General features: G+C 50.2%; 17 protein-coding genes and 1 tRNA gene. 16 read left to right on the plus strand and 2 right to left on the minus strand.

Annotation, left to right across the window (positions count from 1 at the left end):
* Positions 1–40: 40 nt before the first annotated feature.
* The gene (locus SCIP_RS03120) at positions 41–1,927 is read right to left on the minus strand and encodes a recombinase family protein (RefSeq protein WP_006293065.1); all 1,887 of its coding nucleotides are present in this window, start codon (positions 1,925–1,927) and stop codon (positions 41–43) included.
* Positions 1,928–2,167: 240 nt separating this feature from the next.
* Between SCIP_RS03120 and sufB the strand changes: the two genes are divergently transcribed.
* The 7 genes from sufB (at position 2,168) to SCIP_RS03155 (ending at position 8,971) form a co-directional block, all read left to right on the plus strand.
* Complete coding sequence (gene sufB, locus SCIP_RS03125) at positions 2,168–3,622, plus strand: Fe-S cluster assembly protein SufB (RefSeq protein ID WP_115672904.1); 1,455 nt, start codon at positions 2,168–2,170, stop codon at positions 3,620–3,622.
* Complete coding sequence (sufD, locus tag SCIP_RS03130; RefSeq protein WP_006293067.1) at positions 3,622–4,905, plus strand: Fe-S cluster assembly protein SufD; 1,284 nt, start codon at positions 3,622–3,624, stop codon at positions 4,903–4,905. Before sufB ends, sufD begins: the two co-directional genes overlap by 1 nt.
* Positions 4,906–4,910: 5 nt before the next feature.
* A complete protein-coding gene (sufC, locus tag SCIP_RS03135) occupies positions 4,911–5,690 on the plus strand; it encodes a Fe-S cluster assembly ATPase SufC (RefSeq protein WP_006293068.1) in 780 nt (259 codons plus the stop codon).
* A 10-nt stretch (positions 5,691–5,700) separates the two neighbouring features.
* A complete protein-coding gene (locus SCIP_RS03140) occupies positions 5,701–6,984 on the plus strand; it encodes a SufS family cysteine desulfurase (protein ID WP_006293069.1) in 1,284 nt (427 codons plus the stop codon).
* 97 nt (positions 6,985–7,081) lie between these two features.
* Positions 7,082–7,708 carry a Fe-S cluster assembly sulfur transfer protein SufU gene (gene sufU, locus SCIP_RS03145; protein ID WP_040590575.1) on the plus strand — a complete coding sequence of 209 codons (627 nt, stop codon included), beginning with the start codon at positions 7,082–7,084 and terminating at the stop codon, positions 7,706–7,708.
* 13 nt (positions 7,709–7,721) lie between these two features.
* Complete coding sequence (locus SCIP_RS03150; RefSeq protein WP_040590576.1) at positions 7,722–8,201, plus strand: metal-sulfur cluster assembly factor; 480 nt, start codon at positions 7,722–7,724, stop codon at positions 8,199–8,201.
* A 50-nt stretch (positions 8,202–8,251) separates the two neighbouring features.
* A complete protein-coding gene (locus SCIP_RS03155; RefSeq protein ID WP_006293072.1) occupies positions 8,252–8,971 on the plus strand; it encodes an HAD hydrolase-like protein in 720 nt (239 codons plus the stop codon).
* A 170-nt stretch (positions 8,972–9,141) separates the two neighbouring features.
* Here SCIP_RS03155 and glgC read toward each other — a convergent pair whose 3' ends face one another.
* A complete protein-coding gene (glgC, locus tag SCIP_RS03160) occupies positions 9,142–10,389 on the minus strand; it encodes a glucose-1-phosphate adenylyltransferase (RefSeq protein WP_006293073.1) in 1,248 nt (415 codons plus the stop codon).
* A 238-nt stretch (positions 10,390–10,627) separates the two neighbouring features.
* On the opposite strand from glgC, the gene SCIP_RS03165 reads away from it, so the two are divergent.
* The 9 genes from SCIP_RS03165 (at position 10,628) to era (ending at position 18,430) form a co-directional block, all read left to right on the plus strand.
* Positions 10,628–12,004 (plus strand): uracil-xanthine permease family protein, encoded by a 1,377-nt coding sequence (locus SCIP_RS03165; protein WP_006293074.1) that lies wholly within the window; start codon positions 10,628–10,630, stop codon positions 12,002–12,004.
* A 91-nt stretch (positions 12,005–12,095) separates the two neighbouring features.
* Positions 12,096–12,187: transfer RNA gene (locus tag SCIP_RS03170), tRNA-Leu, on the plus strand.
* Positions 12,188–12,350: 163 nt separating this feature from the next.
* On the plus strand, positions 12,351–13,196 hold the full coding sequence (locus SCIP_RS03175; RefSeq protein WP_040590577.1) for a TrmH family RNA methyltransferase: 846 nt from the start codon (positions 12,351–12,353) through the stop codon (positions 13,194–13,196).
* Positions 13,197–13,199: 3 nt separating this feature from the next.
* The gene (locus tag SCIP_RS03180) at positions 13,200–13,952 is read left to right on the plus strand and encodes a 16S rRNA (uracil(1498)-N(3))-methyltransferase (protein WP_006293076.1); all 753 of its coding nucleotides are present in this window, start codon (positions 13,200–13,202) and stop codon (positions 13,950–13,952) included.
* Positions 13,953–13,982: 30 nt separating this feature from the next.
* Positions 13,983–14,372: a histidine triad nucleotide-binding protein gene (locus SCIP_RS03185; RefSeq protein WP_006293077.1), complete on the plus strand. Its 390-nt coding sequence runs from the start codon at positions 13,983–13,985 to the stop codon at positions 14,370–14,372.
* A 9-nt stretch (positions 14,373–14,381) separates the two neighbouring features.
* The gene (locus SCIP_RS03190) at positions 14,382–15,500 is read left to right on the plus strand and encodes a PhoH family protein (protein ID WP_006293078.1); all 1,119 of its coding nucleotides are present in this window, start codon (positions 14,382–14,384) and stop codon (positions 15,498–15,500) included.
* Positions 15,497–16,021 (plus strand): rRNA maturation RNase YbeY, encoded by a 525-nt coding sequence (gene ybeY / locus SCIP_RS03195; protein WP_006293079.1) that lies wholly within the window; start codon positions 15,497–15,499, stop codon positions 16,019–16,021. The genes SCIP_RS03190 and ybeY overlap by 4 nt, the downstream gene beginning before the upstream one ends.
* Positions 16,014–17,402: a hemolysin family protein gene (locus tag SCIP_RS03200; RefSeq protein ID WP_006293080.1), complete on the plus strand. Its 1,389-nt coding sequence runs from the start codon at positions 16,014–16,016 to the stop codon at positions 17,400–17,402. Before ybeY ends, SCIP_RS03200 begins: the two co-directional genes overlap by 8 nt.
* Complete coding sequence (gene era / locus SCIP_RS03205) at positions 17,399–18,430, plus strand: GTPase Era (RefSeq protein ID WP_006293081.1); 1,032 nt, start codon at positions 17,399–17,401, stop codon at positions 18,428–18,430. Before SCIP_RS03200 ends, era begins: the two co-directional genes overlap by 4 nt.
* The last annotated feature ends 14 nt before the right edge of the window (positions 18,431–18,444 follow it).

Below are 18,444 nucleotides of genomic sequence, written 5' to 3' on the forward strand. Positions count from 1 at the left end.
AACCAATGGTTAACTTGCAGTGTGCACGTTGATCGCTTTTTCAGATCGCGACAGGATATACTGGTGAAATGCCCTTTTGCGGCTCTGCTTTCGGTAGATTATTAACGGGAGTAAATACCCCCTTTGCTATGTCCTCGGTACGCAGGACCAATTTTTTTGCCTCAATCTCAGCTTTTTTCGCTGCCGTGACTTTATTCTCGTACTCCCGTTGCTTGCCGTTTGCCTTGCGCCGCAGATAGTTCCGGTGCAGCCTGTCCCGGCGTTCCTCCTTCTTACGCAGTGCATCCTGTTCCTCCGGGGTCAAGCTGATTTCCCCAAAGTGAGGCGGCACATATTTCCCCACAAAATTGAAGTAGATTTCCACTTCCTGCGTGGTGTCCTGACTGCCCTTGCGGCCTCGCTCATGGACAACGATTTTCTCCACAAATTCATTGAGCATGGTGGTGGTCAAAGAATCGAATTTTTCGTACTTATCGATCAGGGCAATAAACTTTTCTGTGGATTGCTGCTTGCGCTCGTAACCGGAAACGGTCTGCTCCAGTTCTTCAATCTCGCCGGAAAGCTCATCCTGCTCATCGGCGTACCGTGCGTCGAGGGTGGCAAAACGTGCATCCGGCAGTTTGCCAAGAATTTTATCCTCATAGATCTGGCACAAAAGCTTTTCCAACTCGTCAGAGCGCTTCTTTGCCTCCGCCAACCGCTTCTTTTTCTGCGCGATACCGTTGGACTGTTGGGAACTTTGAGCGTCCTTTACCGTCTGGATAAATTCGGCCCGGTCATTCTTGGAATACGCCGCGATAGCACGGAGCGTATCGGCAATCAAGGTCATGACCACATCGGCGTTTATACGGTGCTGGGTGGGGCAGAGCGTACCTACGGGGACTTTGCTGTACTGCGAGCAAGTATACTGCGGGATGCGTTTGCCGTTGTTGGTGCGGTGGACGTACATTTTGCCGCCGCAGTCGGCGCAATATATCAGGCCGGTAAGCGGATGCGTCTCACCCCAGCCGTCCGGGTAGCGCCGGACATTGCCCCGGATGCGCTGCACATTATCAAAGGTTTCCTGATCGATAATGGCTTCATGAGTGTTCTCGAATATCGTCCATTCGGTTTCATCCACATAGTGGCTTTTCTTGTCCTTAAAGTGCTTGCGGGTCTTGAAATTGACCGTGTGGCCGAGATATTCCCGTTTTTTGAGAATGTTCACGACGGTGGAAGAACCCCAACCGTAAATATCCTTGAAAGCCTTGTTTTTGTTCACGCCCTCGCCGTGCCGCGCCAAATGGATGGCGGGGATTTCCACCTTGTCGGCGGTTAACTGCTGGGCAATCTGATACGGGCCGTGGCCGTCCATCGTCATGGCAAAGATGCGGCGCACGACGGCGGCGGCTTCCTCGTCCACGATCCAGCGCTCCCGCTTTTCATCTGCCCATAAGTACCCGTAAATGACCGTGCCGGTCAGGTGCTTTCCGGTCATGCCTTTGGCCTTGAAAACAGATTTGATTTTCCGGCTGGTATCCCGAACGAAAAATTCGTTCATGATGTTCCGGAAGGGAGTAAAATCGTCATCGTCTTTGGCACTGTCCACGCCGTCGTTGACGGCAATCAGCCGAACGTTTTTCTGCCGCAGAATCTCCATAATCTGGCCGACTTTGAGATAATCACGCCCCAAGCGGCTCATGTCTTTCACGATGACAGCTTCTACACGCCCTGCCTCGACTTCCTCCATCATGGCCGTAAATCCGGGGCGGTCAAACCGAGTGCCGCTTATGCCATCATCGGTAAAATGGGTCGGGCGCGGAAAGCCGTTTCTGCGGGCGTATTCCTCCAGCATCTGCTTCTGGTGGGATATGCTGTTGCTCTCACCTTGTAGCTCGTCGTCGCGGGAAAGCCGTTCATATAACGGGGTGATTTTTCCGTTTCCCATGCTTGCGTCCTCCTATATGTAAAATGCTCTAAGTATTCTCATTAACCATGACAAAAATCATGATAAATAAGCCTCTTAGAGCATATAACACCAGGCGCCTTCTGCTTTTCTGTGAGGAAAATGACTTTCCTACCTCTTCCCTTTACGGCTAAGAGGGTTTAGGATGGTACAGTACACAAGAACGGGGAGGTATCCGTGACAGTAACGGATAAAACGCAGCAGGATTCATCTGATGTTGAGATGAATCAGTATGTTGCGGACCGCGCGAACGTCAATGAGGAGAAGCTCAAACAGGATGACGAAATTATCGCGCAGTTTGGTGACTACACCTATGGCTGGCATGATTCCGATGCAGCTGGTCAGGCGGCAAAAAAAGGAATAGATGAGCAGGTAGTTCGGGACATTTCCGCTGACAAGTCAGAGCCTGACTGGATGCTTGATTTCAGGCTGCAGGGCTACCAGGCTTTTCTGGACAAGCCAATGCCTAAATGGGGAGTAGATCTGTCAGGCTTTAATGCTGATGACTTCAAGTATTACGTCAAACCCATCGATAAGCCAGTCAATTCTTGGGATGAACTTCCCACCGATATCCGCACCACCTATGATCGTTTGGGGATCCCGGAAGCAGAAAAGAAGCGTCTGGTTTCCGGTGTTGCTGCCCAGTATGAGTCGGAGGTTATTTATAATTCCATACGGGAGGATCTAAAAAAGCAGGGAGTTATTTTTGTTGACACCGATGCTGCCGTGCGAGATTACCCTGATTTGGTTAGGAAGTATTTTGCCACTGTTATTCCCCCTGATGACAACAAATTTGCCGCTTTGAACACGGCAGCCTGGTCGGGCGGATCCTTTGTTTATGTACCCAAGGGGGTTCATGTAGATATTCCCTTACAGGCATACTTCCGCATCAATACTCCGGCTATGGGTCAGTTTGAGCGAACCCTGATTATTGCCGATGAAGGTTCTTACGTTCATTATGTGGAGGGGTGCACGGCTCCTGTCTATTCCCAGGACTCTCTGCACGCAGCTAACGTGGAAATTATTGTGGAGAAGAATGCCCGGGTTCGCTATACTACGGTGCAGAACTGGTCTAATAATGTCTATAATTTGGTAACTCAGAGGGCTTATGTTAAAGAAGGGGGAACCATGGAGTGGGTCGATGGAAACATTGGCTCTAAAGCAACCATGAAATACCCTGCCTGCATTTTGGCTGAGCCCTATGCCAAGGCAGAGACCCTGTCCCTGGGTTTTGCAGGCCGAGGACAGTACCAGGATACTGGTGCCAAGATGATTCATCTGGCCCCCCACACCTCCTCAACCATTGTAGCCAAGTCTATTTCCCGTGGGGGAGGCCGATCTGCATACAGGGGTCTGGTAAAAATTATCGATGGTGCATACGGGTCCAGTTCCAATGTGGTCTGTGATGCCCTTCTGGTGGATGATTTTTCCCGCTCCGATACTTATCCGCATGTAGACGTGAGAGAAGATGACGTTTCTATGGCTCATGAGGCTACTGTTTCCAAGGTTTCCGAGGATCAGCTCTTTTACCTGATGAGCAGGGGAGTGGAAGAAAAAGAAGCTATGGGCATGATCGTCAGAGGTTTTGTCGAGCCTATTTCCCGGGAGCTCCCCATGGAATATGCCCTGGAACTTAACCGACTTGTAGAGTTGCAAATGGAAGGATCTGTAGGCTGATGACAGAAAGTACAGTAGATTATTCATCACCGGCGTCTCCGGTAAAAAATCAGGAGATATCTTTTCCACAGGCAGATCCCACTGACCCTTATGCTATTCCGGCAGCCATGCCCTCCAGCGCAGATAAGGAGCCGCGATCCTTCAACCCTGACGATTTCCCTCTGCCAACCCGTAAGCAGGACGACTGGCGTTTTACTCCCCTTGACAGGATGGAGGAGTTTTTCTCTGTTTTCCATCCGTCTGGGAAAACTGAACTGTCACTGACTACGGTGGATGGCAGTCCCGTTCCAGCCGGGGTAGCCGATTTAAGACAGACTACCACCTCTGATCCTCAGGTGGGCACTGTTTTGCTTCCCAGTGATCGGGCTGCTGCTGTTCAGTGGATCAGCTCCAGAGATCATGCGTATGTCCTTACTCTTCGGGGTACCTGGACTACCCCCCTGGTTTTGAAAATTCAGGGCAAGTCCTTGGATATGGATGCCTTCCAGCTGTCCATTATTGCTGCGCCTGAATCCAGGGGAGATCTGGTCATTGAGCACCAGGGCGATGCTCGTCTGGCTGAAGGGATTGAAATTTCTACTGGAGCCAATTCTCATGTCTGCATAGCCTCCATTCAAGAGTGGTCCCCAGCCAGCAAACATGTGGGCAATCACCGAATTCACCTTGGGCAGGGAGCAAGCCTCCGCCACTGCGTGGTGACCTTGGGAGCTGATGTGGCCAGGATTCGCATAGACCAGGATTTTGATGGACCCGAAGGTGACATCAACATGCTGGGCATCTATTTTGTAGAACCAGGTGAACACATGGAGCACAGAACCATGGTGGTGCACAATCAGCCTGACTGCAAGTCCAGAGTTATCTATAAGGGAGCTTTGGAGGGAAAACAAGCCCATTCCACCTGGGTGGGTAATGCTCTTATTCAGCCGACCGCTCCCGGAACTGACTCTTATGAACTCAACCGGAACTTAGTTTTGATTCCCGGGGCTGTGGCGGATTCTGAGCCCAACCTGGAAATTGAAAACGGAAATATTGTTGGGGCCGGTCATGCAAGCTCAGTAGGCCGTTTTGATGATGAGGAGCTCTTTTACCTTCAATCCAGGGGAGTGCCTGAGGCTGAAGCACGCAAACTGGTAGTGCGGGGATTCTTCGGCCAGCTGATAGAAGAAATTGGCATTCCCTCCATTGCTGCCCATCTCATGGATGCAGTCAATCGTCGTCTGGATGCTGCCGGACCTGCTAATCAAGGAATATCAGAAACCACTACTTTTCTCAGCGAGGAATAAATACTATGTCGACATTGGAAATTAAAGATCTCTATGCGTCCGTTGAAACCAAGGAGGGACGCAAACAAATTCTTAAAGGTGTTAATCTGACCCTGAATTCTAACGAAACTCACGCCATTATGGGGCCCAATGGTTCGGGTAAATCTACCTTGGCTTACACTTTGGCCGGGCATCCTAAATACATGGTTGATGAGGGACAGGCCTTGCTGGATGGCCAGGATTTGCTAAAAATGACCCCTGACGAGCGTGCTCAGGCAGGTCTCTTCCTGGCTATGCAGTATCCAGTGGAAGTACCGGGAGTATCTATGACCAACTTCCTGCGCACTGCAAAAACTGCTGTGGATGGTCGGGCTCCTGCTATTCGTCAATGGTCTAAGGACTTGGCAGAAGCCATGAAAAATCTGCGGATGGACCCTAAATTTGCTCAAAGGTCAGTAAATGAAGGCTTCTCCGGTGGTGAGAAAAAGCGGGCTGAAGTTTTGCAGCTGGAACTGCTTAAGCCTAAGTTTGCTATTATGGACGAGACTGATTCTGGTCTGGATGTGGATGCCTTACGAATCGTGTCTGAGGGGGTTAACCGGGCGAAGGCTGCCACAGGTCTGGGCATTATGCTGATTACCCATTACACCAGAATTTTGAAGTATATTAAACCCGATATTGTTCACGTCTTCGCCCAGGGCAAGGTCGTGGAAACAGCTGGTCCTGAGCTTGCTGACCAGCTGGAAGAAAGCGGTTATGATCGTTTTCTTCCCGAAGGGGCAGATTCTGAGTCGGCACGTGCCTAGGAAGGGAAAGATGACAGCTATTAGCATTGACTCAATTCGGGACCAGTTTCCCATTCTCGCCCGTAAGGTTCACGGATATCCTTTGGTTTACCTGGATTCAGCAGCAACCGCCCAAAAGCCTCAGGCTGTTATAGATGCTGAATCTGACTTCTATCGAACCATTAATGCCGGGGTTCACCGCGGTGCTCATGCGTTGGCCGCCGAAAGCACAGAGGCCTATGAGGCTGCCCGGGGCGATATTGCCAGACTGGTTGGTGCCAACAGCCAGCCTGGACAGGAAGAAATAGTGGTCACTTCAGGTGCAACGGCTGGTTTGAATCTTTTGGCTACAGCTTTTGGAAATGCCAGCCTGGACCGGTCAAACAAGCCGGCTTCCCGTTTCGCCCTCCACCCGGGTGACAATATTGTGGTCACCAGGGCGGAGCATCATTCTGTCCTCCTGCCTTTTCAGGAGTTGGCAAAACGAACCGGGGCCAGTTTGACCTGGTTGGATTTGACAGAGGACGGACGGATTCGCACCGATGATCACATGCTGGAGTCAGTTATAACTGACAGAACAAAAATAGTTGCTTTTACATATGTATCAAATGTGACAGGGGCTATTACTGACGTTGAGCCTATTGTCAGGCGGGCTCATCAGGTGGGAGCTCTGACTATTCTGGATGCCTGCCAGGCGGTTCCTCACTTTGCTCTTGATGTGCATGCCCTTCAGGTAGATTTTGCTGCTTTCAGCGCTCATAAAATGTATGGTCCCACAGGAGCCGGCTTCCTCTATGGGAAACGGGAACTACTGGAAGCCCTGCCCCCTGCCAGTTTCGGCGGATCAATGGTGGAACTAGCCTGGATGAATAAACCGGCTCGATACATGGACCCTCCTGCTCGCTTTGAAGCTGGAACCCAGCCTGTAGCACAGGTAGTAGGGGCCGGGGCTGCAGCCCGATGGATGCAGGAGATTGGTCTTGACACTTTTGAAGCTCATGAAAAAAAGTTGACACACCGTCTGCTCCAGCTGTCTTCTATTGATTCTGTGCGAATTTTGGGACCGGTAACAGAAGAAAATCGCATTGCTACTGTGTCATTTGAAGTAGAAGGAGTCCACCCTCACGATGTGGGGCAGTTTATCGATTCCCAGGGGATAGCTATTAGGGTAGGCCATCACTGTGCTCAGCCCGTACATAGACATTTCGGTCTCTATGCTTCCAATCGGGCATCGGTGGGAATCTACAACACTCTAGCTGATGTAGATGCTCTTCTTGACGCAGTCAGCCGTGTGCGGAAATTCTTCCATGCCTAGAATTTTTGACTTATAGTTCAGAAAACGGGCACAAGAAACGACCTTGGCGCTGATAGAATAAAAGTCGTCGTGCATAGAATGGGTAAGGAAGCAGACTGTGGATAATTTTGGTTTAAGTAGTGACGATTTAGAGCTCATGTATCAGGAAGTTATTCTGGAAGCTTCTAAAAATCCTCATGGGAAAGCTCATTTCGCAGATGATATCACCTCAGCAGATTCAGAGGACCAGGCCGGGGAATCTTCCTTGAGCGGATCCAGTACAACCCTGCAGGCCAGTCATGAATATTGTGTTCCAGCTCAGTCCCACCAGTTTAATCCCACCTGCGGGGATGAAGTAACGGTCAGGGTTGAACTTTCCGATGGATCTGACGGCAAGCCGATCAGAATTGAGAGTCTTGCCTGGGATGGGCAGGGCTGTTCCATTTCACAAGCCAGTCTGTCTATTATGTATGATTTGGTTCGCGGAAAAACTGTCGACCAGGCAATGGAATTGGATAAAACTTTTCATCAATTGATGAATTCCCGGGGCAGGGGATTGGACGATGAGGCTGCTGCTGATTCTTTGGAAGATGCCATTGTTTTTCAGGGAGCTTCTCAATACCCCATGAGAATCAAATGCGCCCTCCTGGGCTGGGAGGGACTGAAAGATTCCATGGCAAATGCCCTGGTTCAGATTGAACAGACAGCATCCGTTAACGGTTCTCACAGCAGTTCTCAGCATTAAGGAGGCGACAGGTATGACAGAAGAAACTTCTCAGAAATCTCAGAAAAATCATATATCTCAGGAGACTCAGACAGCGTCAGCTGGTGACGGTCAGACGGCCAGGCAGCCTGTGGAAACCGAATACCAGGGGATTACCATTACCTCGCTTGATGACATAGGCAGGGCAACGGCTGAAGATATCAGGCAGGCCCTTCATCAGGTGATGGATCCGGAACTGGGCATTGATGTCATTGATCTGGGCCTGGTCTATGGGATTGAAATTGACTACCTGGGCCGCTGCATCATTACCATGACTTTGACAACCCCGGCCTGCCCTCTGACTGATCTGATAGAAGATGAATGCGCCAGCGCCCTGGCCGGCCTGGTGGAAGAGTTTCGGGTTGACTGGACCTGGACTCCTCCTTGGAATATCGATATGATTACTCCGGAAGGTGCCGAACAGTTGGCAGCCCTGGGGTTTAACGTCAATAATCTGCCTCGGGCTTACGCCTGAGAGCTCCTGCCATGGATCGCTGCTGATATTGTGACGGTGGAGGAAGACACATGTCTCGAAATTTAGTTCTTTTGGACCTGGATGGAACACTTACCAAGTCAGATCCGGGGATTCTTACTGCTGTCCGCTACGCCTACAGAGTTTTGAATACACCAATTCCCACTTCTGAGGAACTGGAGACTTTCATTGGGCCGCCCCTGATTGATTCTTTCCTCCTGCATGGTTTTCCTCAGCGGCAGCAGGCACTGGAAGCTGTGGACACCTATCGTCATGCCTATATGGGAGAGGCCATGTTTGATGATCCTCATCATCCCGGTCAGAAAATTCCCGCTATGTATCTGGCTGATGTTTATCAGGGAGTTTTTCAGGCTCTGACTGACCTGCATCAGGCTGGATATCAGCTGGCCATTGCCACCTGCAAACCGGAACCTCAGACTTTCAAAATCTGCGATTATTTTCATATTGGTTCTTATTGTGATGGTGTCTATGGGGCTAGTCTAGACACCAGCCGGATTCATAAGGATCAGGTCATTGCCTACGCTTTTCAGGGAATGGGTTTCAATCCTGACCGGGGAGATCGGGCCATTATGGTTGGAGATCGATGGACTGACATTGACGGCGGGCATGCCCAGGGTCTGACTACTGTGGGTGTTTCCTGGGGCTACGCTCATCCGGGAGAGCTGGCTGAGCATGGGGCAGAAATTATTATTGACAAGGTATCAGATTTGCCTTCGGCTGTTGAGCAGTCTTTTCATGGGTCAGGCCGGTAAGGGTGCTGATGACTGCTAGCACTCAGCAGCACCCAGCACTGGCAGCACTCAGTACTCGTTAAAAGGTAGGCATTAAAGGGTCAAGGTATAAAAGACCGAAGATTAAAAGGGCCAGAAGGAAGAGCTCTCTGCCTTTCCTCCCGGCCTTGTCGTTTGATAGTTTTTCTTTTTTAGGCTTCCACTACCGTCCCCTTAGGAACAACGGTAATCCCTTCGGGAGTAACGGTCATACCCCTGTCCAGATCTTTCTGACGGTTAACCCCTATGGTGGCATGTTCTTTAACGACTACATCCTTGTCGAGGATGGCCTTCTCAATCCGGGAGTAGCGCTGAATATCGCACCTATCCATAATGACCGAATCGTTCACCTGAGCCCAGGAATGAACACGGACGCTGCGAGAAATAACAGAATGATTGACCTCGCCGCCGGAAATAATGACCCCAGGGCAAACCATGGACTCTACAGCATGTCCCATACGGCCTGAATTAGCGTGGACAAACTTGGCCGGAGGCAGGGATCCTACGTTGCTGTAAATTGGCCATTCCATGTTGTACAGGTCAAACTCAGGAACATGGGCAATCAGGTCCATGTGAGCATCGTAGAACTGCTTGAGAGTACCTACATCACGCCAATAGTCGCGATCCTGGCTGTTTGAGCCAGGCACATCGTTGTCGTGGAAATCATACACACCTGCTTGACGACGGGCGGCAAAATAAGGGGCAATATTGGTTCCCATATCGTGCTTGGATTGCGGATCCTCTGCATCCAGCTTCAGGGCTTCAAAGAGGGCATCGGTATTAGCCACATAATTGCCCATCGAAGCCAGCATCAGATCTGGTGCATCAGGCAAACCCTGAGCAGTAGCCGGTTTTTCTTCGAAATTAGTGATCATCTTGCGGTTATTGGGGTCTGTGTTGATTACCCCAAACTGGTCAGACTGAGAAACGGGCTGCCTGATAGCTGCTACCGTGAACTCTGCTCCGGTATCAATATGAGATTGAACCATTTGCCGGTAGTCCATCCGATAGACATGATCGGCCCCCAGGATGACCACAATATCGGGGCGTACATCCTCAATAATATTAATAGTCTGTGCAATGGCGTCGGCGCTTCCCAGATACCAGCGCTTACCCAGCCGCTGCTGGGCAGGTACAGTGGATACATAATTGTTGAGCAGGGAGGAGAAATGCCACATCTTCGAGATGTGCCGGTCAAGAGAATGAGACTTATATTGAGTCAGAACAATAATCTGCCGATATTTTGAGTTGACCAAATTACTCAGTGGAAAATCGATGAGTCGATACATGCCTCCAAAAGGAACAGCCGGCTTGGCCCGTTCCTTAGTCAAGGGCATCAAACGGGTTCCTTCGCCCCCTGCTAGAACAATGGATAGAATCTTTGGGTTCTTTTTTGCCATATTTCCCTCCAATATGAGCTTCTTCGCCTGAAATTGGTACTTCTATTGTGGCACAAAAAAATTTTCGGCGTGTCGAAGAAGGAAAAATTTCGGAAAAAGAGAAAAATAAGTGAAAAAGGGACAAGTCGATAATCTCAGATTATGGACTTGTGGTAGTCAGACAATGACCTTGTTGGGAGGTGGTTCCTGTACCCTGAAAGCGACTTTTTATAGGACCCATAGATGCATAAGGAGAGATATGGCCTTGACTAAGATATGGAAACTTCACGGAGACGGCAAGCATATAGCACCGGGAGAGGTTATTGAACCAGAAGAACGATTGACCTGGGTTAGGACAGCAGGGATTGGTGCTCAGCATGTTATTGCTATGTTTGGGGCAACTTTCCTGGTTCCTATCCTGACAGGATTTGATCCCTCGACAACGCTTTTCTTTACTGCTCTGTCAACGGCTCTCTTCCTTTTAATTAACAACAATAAGCTACCTAGTTATCTGGGTAGCTCTTTTGCTTTTATCGCTCCTATTGGAGCTGTCACAGCTGCTCATCATGGTTTGGAAGGCTTCCAGCTGGCTTCCTTCGGCATTCTCTGCACCGGTCTAGCCCTGGCCCTGATTGGCCTGATTGTTCATTTTGTAGGATCCAGGTGGATTGATATTGTCATGCCTCCCGTGGTCAACGGAGCTATTGTGGCTATTATAGGTTTCAATCTGGCTCCCAGTGCCTGGAATAATTTCAAGACAGATCCTATTACTGCCCTGGTAACCCTTTTGGCGGTCATGCTCATTTCTGTTCTTTTTAAGGGTCTGATTGGACGACTCAATATTTTGCTTGGCGTGATTGTTGGCTATATTGTTGCCTGCTTCCGGCATAAGGTGAAGTTTGCTGCCATCAGTCAGGCTGCCTGGTTTGGCCTGCCAACTTTCCACACTCCCAAGGCAAATTTAAACATTCTGAGCATGTTTCTGCCTGTTGTTTTAGTTCTGATTGCCGAGAATATTGGACACGTTAAGTCTGTCTCCCTCATGACCGGACGCAATTATGATGACCGCATTGGCCGTTCCCTCTTTGCCGATGGTCTGGGTACTGTTTTCGCCGGATTGGGAGGAGGCTCCGGTACCACAACCTATGCTGAGAATATTGGAGTTATGGCTGCGACCAAGGTCTATTCAACCGCTGCTTATTGGTTTGCTGCTTTCTTTGCCCTGATCCTGAGTCTGTGCCCCAAGTTTGGTGCCATGATTAATACCATTCCAGCCGGAGTTTTGGGGGGAGTAACCACTCTCCTCTATGGCATGATAGGCATGCTGGGTATTCGTATCTGGGTGGAAAACAGGGTTGATTTTGCTAAACCGGTAAATATGACTGTCGGCGCTGTCACCATGATTATTGGTATTGCTGATTTTACTTTTGCCATTCAAGGGGTAAGCTTCAATGGTATTGCTATCGGGTCCCTTACTGCTCTGGCTGCTTATCATCTTCTCAAGCTTTTGGGCAGGCTGACCGGTGTCATAACTGACAACTCAGATTACATCACAAGTAAAGAAACTGACCCGGCTGCCTTGTCGGGGACTCTGTCTCAGGAAAATCTGGCTCAGAAAGAAAGTCAGACTGACTGACGGCCCTGTGATAGCCATCTAGACCACAGACACGGCTTTTTCCTGTTGGGGAAGTGTCCGTGCTAAGATAGCCAACTGTTGCGAAAGCATCGTCCGGGTGGCGGAATGGTAGACGCGCTAGCTTGAGGTGCTAGTGCCCATTTTTGAACGGGCGTACGGGTTCAACTCCCGTTCCGGACACCACAAACCTCTTGATTCTCACCAATCAAGAGGTTTTTTGGTAACTAAGTCTGCGTCAATTGGCAGTAATCAAACGTCAATGACTACAACTCAATAATCTCGCTAATTTCGGCTTTGTTTTCTTTCCCCTTAGGATTGGAAAGCAGAAGTCGGCAGGATGGACTCGATGACAATAATTCCGGTTGATTCCCTGGATGATGACCGCCTGGCGGCCTATACCCGACTGACTGAGGTTCAGTTGCGCAACCGTTTAGAGCCCGACAAAGGGATCTTCATTGCAGAGAGTCCTAAAGTCATAGACAGAGCCCTGGCTGCCGGAGTTCAGCCCCTGTCCTTTTTGGTTGAGGGATCATGGCTGGATTCTATGAAAGACCTTTTCTCTGCTGCAGAAAAAAGATGGGGATATGATATTCCTGTCTTCGTGGCTGGTTTCGATCTGCTTCATAAGATTACCGGCTATCGGCTTCATCGAGGGGCTCTCAGCGCTATGCGCCGCTGGAAACTGCCGACAGTTGAAGATATCTGCAGGGATGCCCACCGAGTAGCAGTTCTGGAAAATATTGTAGATTATACCAATGTTGGTGCTATTATGCGGTCAGCAGCGGCCTTGAACGTGGATGCTGTTCTCTTGACACCCTCCTGTGCTGATCCTCTTTACCGGCGGGCAGCCCGAGTTTCTATGGGAACTGTTTTTCAGGTGCCCTGGACCCGGATTGGGGGTGATAACCCTCACGCCTGGCCTCAGCCATCGATTCATCAGCTGACTGACTTGGGATTCACCACAGTATCCATGGCTTTGACTGATGACTCCATCAGTCTTGACCAGCTGGTCAGCAGAAAGATTGATCGACTGGCCCTGATTTTTGGCACTGAGGGTGACGGATTGAGCAGGCGGACTTTGGCTGCGGCAGATCTGACCGTTAAAATCCCTATGAGCCATCAGGTAGATTCCCTGAATGTGGCAGCATCCAGTGCTGTTGCTTTTTATGCAACTATGACAGGAAGGAAATAAGCTATGACAGCCCCGCTTTTCCTGATTCAGCCGCATGATTTGACAGCTGCCTCTGCAAATCAGCTTTTTCAGCTCCCTCCCTCGGCACGGCAGCATGCGTTTAAAGCCATGCGTCTGAGCAAGGATGATCTTCTTGAAATCAGCGATGGGGCCGGGAATCGTCTGAGAGCACAGGTAGTTAATCCTCAGGAGGGCACGGTGAGGATTGTGTCTGAACAGTATGAGCCTCAGCCTTCTATAAAACTTGGCCTGGTCCAGGCCCTCGCCAAATCCGACCGGGATGAGCAGGCTATTGAAATGGCTACGGAAATTGGGGTAGATTTTATTTTGCCCTGGCAGGCTGACCGCAGTATTGTTCAATGGAAAGGTCCCAAAGCAGCCAGAGGACTGCGCAAGTGGCAAGACCAGCTGATTATGGCGACAGAGCAGTCTCGCCGGTCCAGGATTCCCCGTCTGAATCCCCTGGTGGCATCGTCTGGTTTGGAAGAATGGATCAGGAAAGAGGTCGATGCCGGCTCCCAGGTTCTGCTGCTCCACCAGGATGCAGACTTGTCGTGGAGTCAGGTTTCACTGCCGGAAACAAGCCCTATGATTTCTGTGATCGTTGGCCCCGAAGGAGGAATCAGCGATAAGGAAGTTGAAGCTTTCGCTGCCGCAGGAGCCAAGCCGGTTCTCTTGGGCCACACTATTCTTCGGGCTTCCAGCGCCGGTCCGGTAGCCCTGGCCCTTTTATCCGGAGCTCTCGGCAGGTTTTAGTGTAGAATAAGCCACAAGGAGCGTGTCATCATGACAGAAAATATACAGGACAAGAAAGAGACCAGAGGACAGGTTAATTCAGCAGACAGTCAGGAAGATTGCCTTTTTTGCAAGATTATTGCTGGTCAGGTTCCCAGCAGGGCAATTTATGAGAATGAAACAACGTATGCCTTTGCTGATATTAACCCTAAGGCTAAAGTTCATGTGCTGGTAGTATCGAAAAAGCATTATCGGAATGTTTATGAATTAGCTCAAGCCAATCCTGCCGAGCTGGTAGATATGATCAACGTTGCCCAGACCATTGCTGATAAGGAATATCACGGTCATTTTCGGCTTGAATTCAATACAGGTGAAGACGCAGGTCAGTCTGTTTTCCATGTTCATGCCCATGTTCTCACCGGCGAAAAATTGGAGGAGTAAATTTTCTGCATGGCTTCTACCACACGAACCATTGTTATTCCGCAGGAACTGAATCCTGTCACCGTTTTTGGCCCCCAGGATGATGTTATCCGTTTGGTGGAGAAAGCTTATCCTGATTTGTCCATAGCTGTCAGAGGAAACAGGGTAGCCATAGTTTCCACTTCTGTCAAAACTGAAAGTCAGGCTGCAGAAGCTGAGGCCTTTATTCATGAGCTCATTGATGCTGCCTATCTGGCTCCTCTGCATGCCGACGATGTGAACCGCATTCTTTCCCGCAGGATGTCGCCGAAGATGGGTCGCCAGGGAAGCCGCAGTTCGCGGAGTCAGAACCCTGTCTTCACAGACCGTCCCCGGTCTCGCGGACAGACTTTTTTCTTCCCCGGTGCTACAGGGTCATCTGCACCCATGGCGGGACGGATCCCCAGTGTGATTACCATGGCCCACGGGGTTCCGGTCAGGGCAAAAACTGCCGGCCAGCTTGCTTACATTAATGCTATTGAATCGCATACCATTACTTTTGCCATTGGGCCTGCAGGAACCGGGAAGACCTATCTTGCTGTAGCTAAAGCAGTCAGGGCCTTTGATGATGGTCTTGTCCGCAGGATTGTCCTCACCCGGCCAGCCGTTGAAGCGGGAGAATCTCTGGGTTTTCTGCCCGGCACCCTGGATCAGAAGGTCGATCCTTACTTACGGCCCCTCTATGATGCCCTGTCAGACATGCTGGGTAATGAGCGCATGCAGCGTTACCTGGCTGATAATACCATTGAAGTTGCTCCTTTGGCCTATATGCGTGGCCGGACTCTCAACGATGCCTATGTTATTTTGGATGAAGCACAAAATACCACCCAACACCAAATGAAGATGTTCCTGACCCGTTTGGGGTTTAATACCAGGATGGTCATCACGGGAGATTCTACTCAGGTTGATTTTGCCGTCCGCAATTCTGGCCTTAAAAATATTGAAGATATCCTGGCAGATGTTCCTGACATTGCCTTCATTCATCTGGGAAGTGATGACGTAGTCCGCCATTCCTTGGTGGGAACCATAGTCACCGCTTATGAGAACTATGATCGACACGTCCACGGCCGTCAGCAGGTAGGAGAAGAGAAGGCAGGTAAGGCACGATGAGCGTAGACATTACTAACGAAACCGGTTGGGAGGTCCAGCCCATGGTCTTTTCAGATTTGGCCATGTGGACCATGGACCAGATGAGGGTCAGCCCTCAGAGTGATCTTTCCATAGCTTTCATCGATCCCCAGCCCATGGCTGAGCTCCATGTTCGTTGGATGGGCCTGGAAGGCCCTACTGATGTTATGAGTTTCCCCATGGATCAACTCCGGCCCGGAGATGAGGATAACCGGCCAGAAGGGCTCCTAGGCGATATTATTCTCTGTCCCCAGGTAGCCAGTATGCAGGCTGCTGCCGCTGGCCATTCCACTATAGAAGAAATGATGCTGCTGACCATTCATGGGGTCCTTCATCTTTTGGGCTATGATCATAAGAAACCAGATGAAGAAAAGCGCATGTTTGCCCTTCAGCGCCAGTTGCTGCTGACTTTTCTCTCTCAAAGGCCGGGTGCCCTGGTTGATGTACTGCCGCCGGGCCAGGAGCCCGACACTGATGTTGAGGGGTTGATCAATCATGACTAGTGAGCAGGTAATCCTTATGGTTGTGCTGATTCTTATTGCTACAGCGGTTATTTGGTTTGCCATTGCCATGGCGGTGTGCGAGGCAGCAATTGGAAGAATCTCTCGCTCCACCCTGAATAACATGGTGGTGGAAGTACAGACAAATGATGAATCTGCTTTCATCAGCCGGCGGAAATTGAGAAAAATTCGTCGGGTACAGCAGTTTGTTGCTCATCGACACGCTACAGCAGCTTCCTGCTCTTTTATGCGCATCGTGGCCAACATCTGTGAAGGTGCTTTGGCCCTGGCCATCGCGCAACTGGCTGGCGCCCCCCTATGGGGACAATTCCTGGTTGCCTTCTGCCTGGCTCTCATAGTTGCTGTCATCTCTTACCTGGCCCGACCCAAGGCCACCAATACTGATTCTGTTCAGATTATGATGACTTACTCGCACCTGGTTTCCTTTGCTGAAGCCATTACTCCTTTTACCAGGTGGTCAGACAGGGACAAGACTCAGAAGGGCTCTGACCAGGACCTGTCTGAGGATGAGGAAGTTGAAAAAGCCCATATCGAGCAGGGTAGGGCAGCTATTGAGCGTTTGGCTGAGAATGATATTTTCGATAAGGAAATTTCAGAAATGCTGCGCAACGTTCTGACCCTGTCGGACACTCTGACCAGGGAGATCATGGTTCCCAGAACAGATATGTTCTGCATAGATAAAACCACCAGTCTCAACGATCTCCTTAAAATGTGTTCTCGGTCAGGTTTCTCCCGGGTTCCCATTATTGGTCAGTCTGTGGATGATCTGATTGGTATTGCTTATCTGAAAGATGCGGTCAAATCTGTTGCCTTCAATCCGGCTGCTGGCAGCCGGCAGGTTCAGACAATTGCCCGTAATCCTATGCTGGTTCCAGAATCCAAACCTGTTGATGATCTTTTTCATGATATGCAGACTTACCGTCAGCATATGGCCATGGTAGTGGATGAATACGGGGGCATAGCGGGAATGGTGACTATCGAGGATGCCCTGGAACAGATAGTCGGTGAAATGGAAGATGAGCATGACCGAGTGCAGCACCAGGAACCTGAACAGCTGCCTGACGGAGGCTGGAAGGTTCCGGCTAGAACCTCTTTGGCAGATATTGAAGAACTGTTTGAGATGGACATTGACGACGACGATGTGGACACAGCGTATGGGCTTCTGACCAAGGCCCTGGGAAGCGTTCCCATTGTGGGATCGACAGCATCAATCCACGGACTTGAGTTGACAGCAGTGGATCAGGCTGGCCGCCGCAAGAAAGTGTCCACTATTGTGGTCGAAAGAGAAGGCTTAGGTGAAGAAGACCGCCAGCACGAGGGAAACCACGATCGTGAGGGCAGTGAAGAGCAGGGGGAATCATGACCGAAGATGCACGCCAGAATACAGGCGAGGAACTCGAAAGAGCAGGCAGCGACCAGACTTTCCGCTCTGGTTTTATTGCCGTTGTAGGCAGACCCAATGTGGGCAAATCTACCCTTATCAACTCACTGGTTGGTAAGCAGGTTGCTATCACTTCTTCTAAGCCTGAAACTACCAGAAAGGCTATCAGGGCCATTGTCACCCGAGATGATTGTCAGCTTGTTCTGGTGGATACGCCAGGAATCCACCGGCCCAGAACTGTTCTGGGTAAAAGACTGAATGATATTGTGGATGAATCTCTGGCGGACAGTGATGCCATTGCTTTCCTTCTTCCTGCCAATCAGGAAATCGGCCCCGGAGACAGGCGAATCCTTTCTCGTCTGCGTCAACAGTTTTCCTATAAGGATCAGTCTGGCCAGTGGCAGTGGCGCAAACCCCTGATTGGAGTTATCACTAAAATTGACTATCTGAAAAAGAATGACCTGGTGAACAAAATTATTGAGATTGATCAGTTCGGGCATTTCACCCAGCTGGTCCCGGTCTCTGCACTACAATCAGACAATGTGGATGAGGTCCTGCGGGTTTTCCGGCAGGCAGTCCCTGAAGGTCCCCTTATGTATCCGGTTGAGCAGATTTCCGAGGAACCGCCAAAGGAGACCATAGCCGAGCTGATTCGTGGTGTATTCCTGGAGGAGCTGGATGATGAGCTTCCTCACTCTCTGGCGGTAGTGGTTGACTCCATAGAATATCCCGACAGCGATGACAGGGGACAGGATGAAGACCAGACTGCCGACTCATACAGGCAGGCTGACCACAAGGCTCTGGTTCATGTCTCTGTCTATGTAGAACGGAATTCACAGAAACCTATTATTATTGGACATAATGCTGAGCACCTGGTCCGAGTGAAGAAGAAGCTTCGAACACCGGTTAACAGGATTGTAGGCTGCAAATCGACTTTGGATCTTCATGTGAAAGTCTCCAAGAGCTGGCAGTCAGACCCCAAGAAGATTCAGCGGCTGGGTTTTATGTAGACAAATATGTAGAC

This window comes from Scardovia inopinata JCM 12537 (assembly GCF_001042695.1).
GTDB lineage: Bacteria > Actinomycetota > Actinomycetes > Actinomycetales > Bifidobacteriaceae > Scardovia > Scardovia inopinata.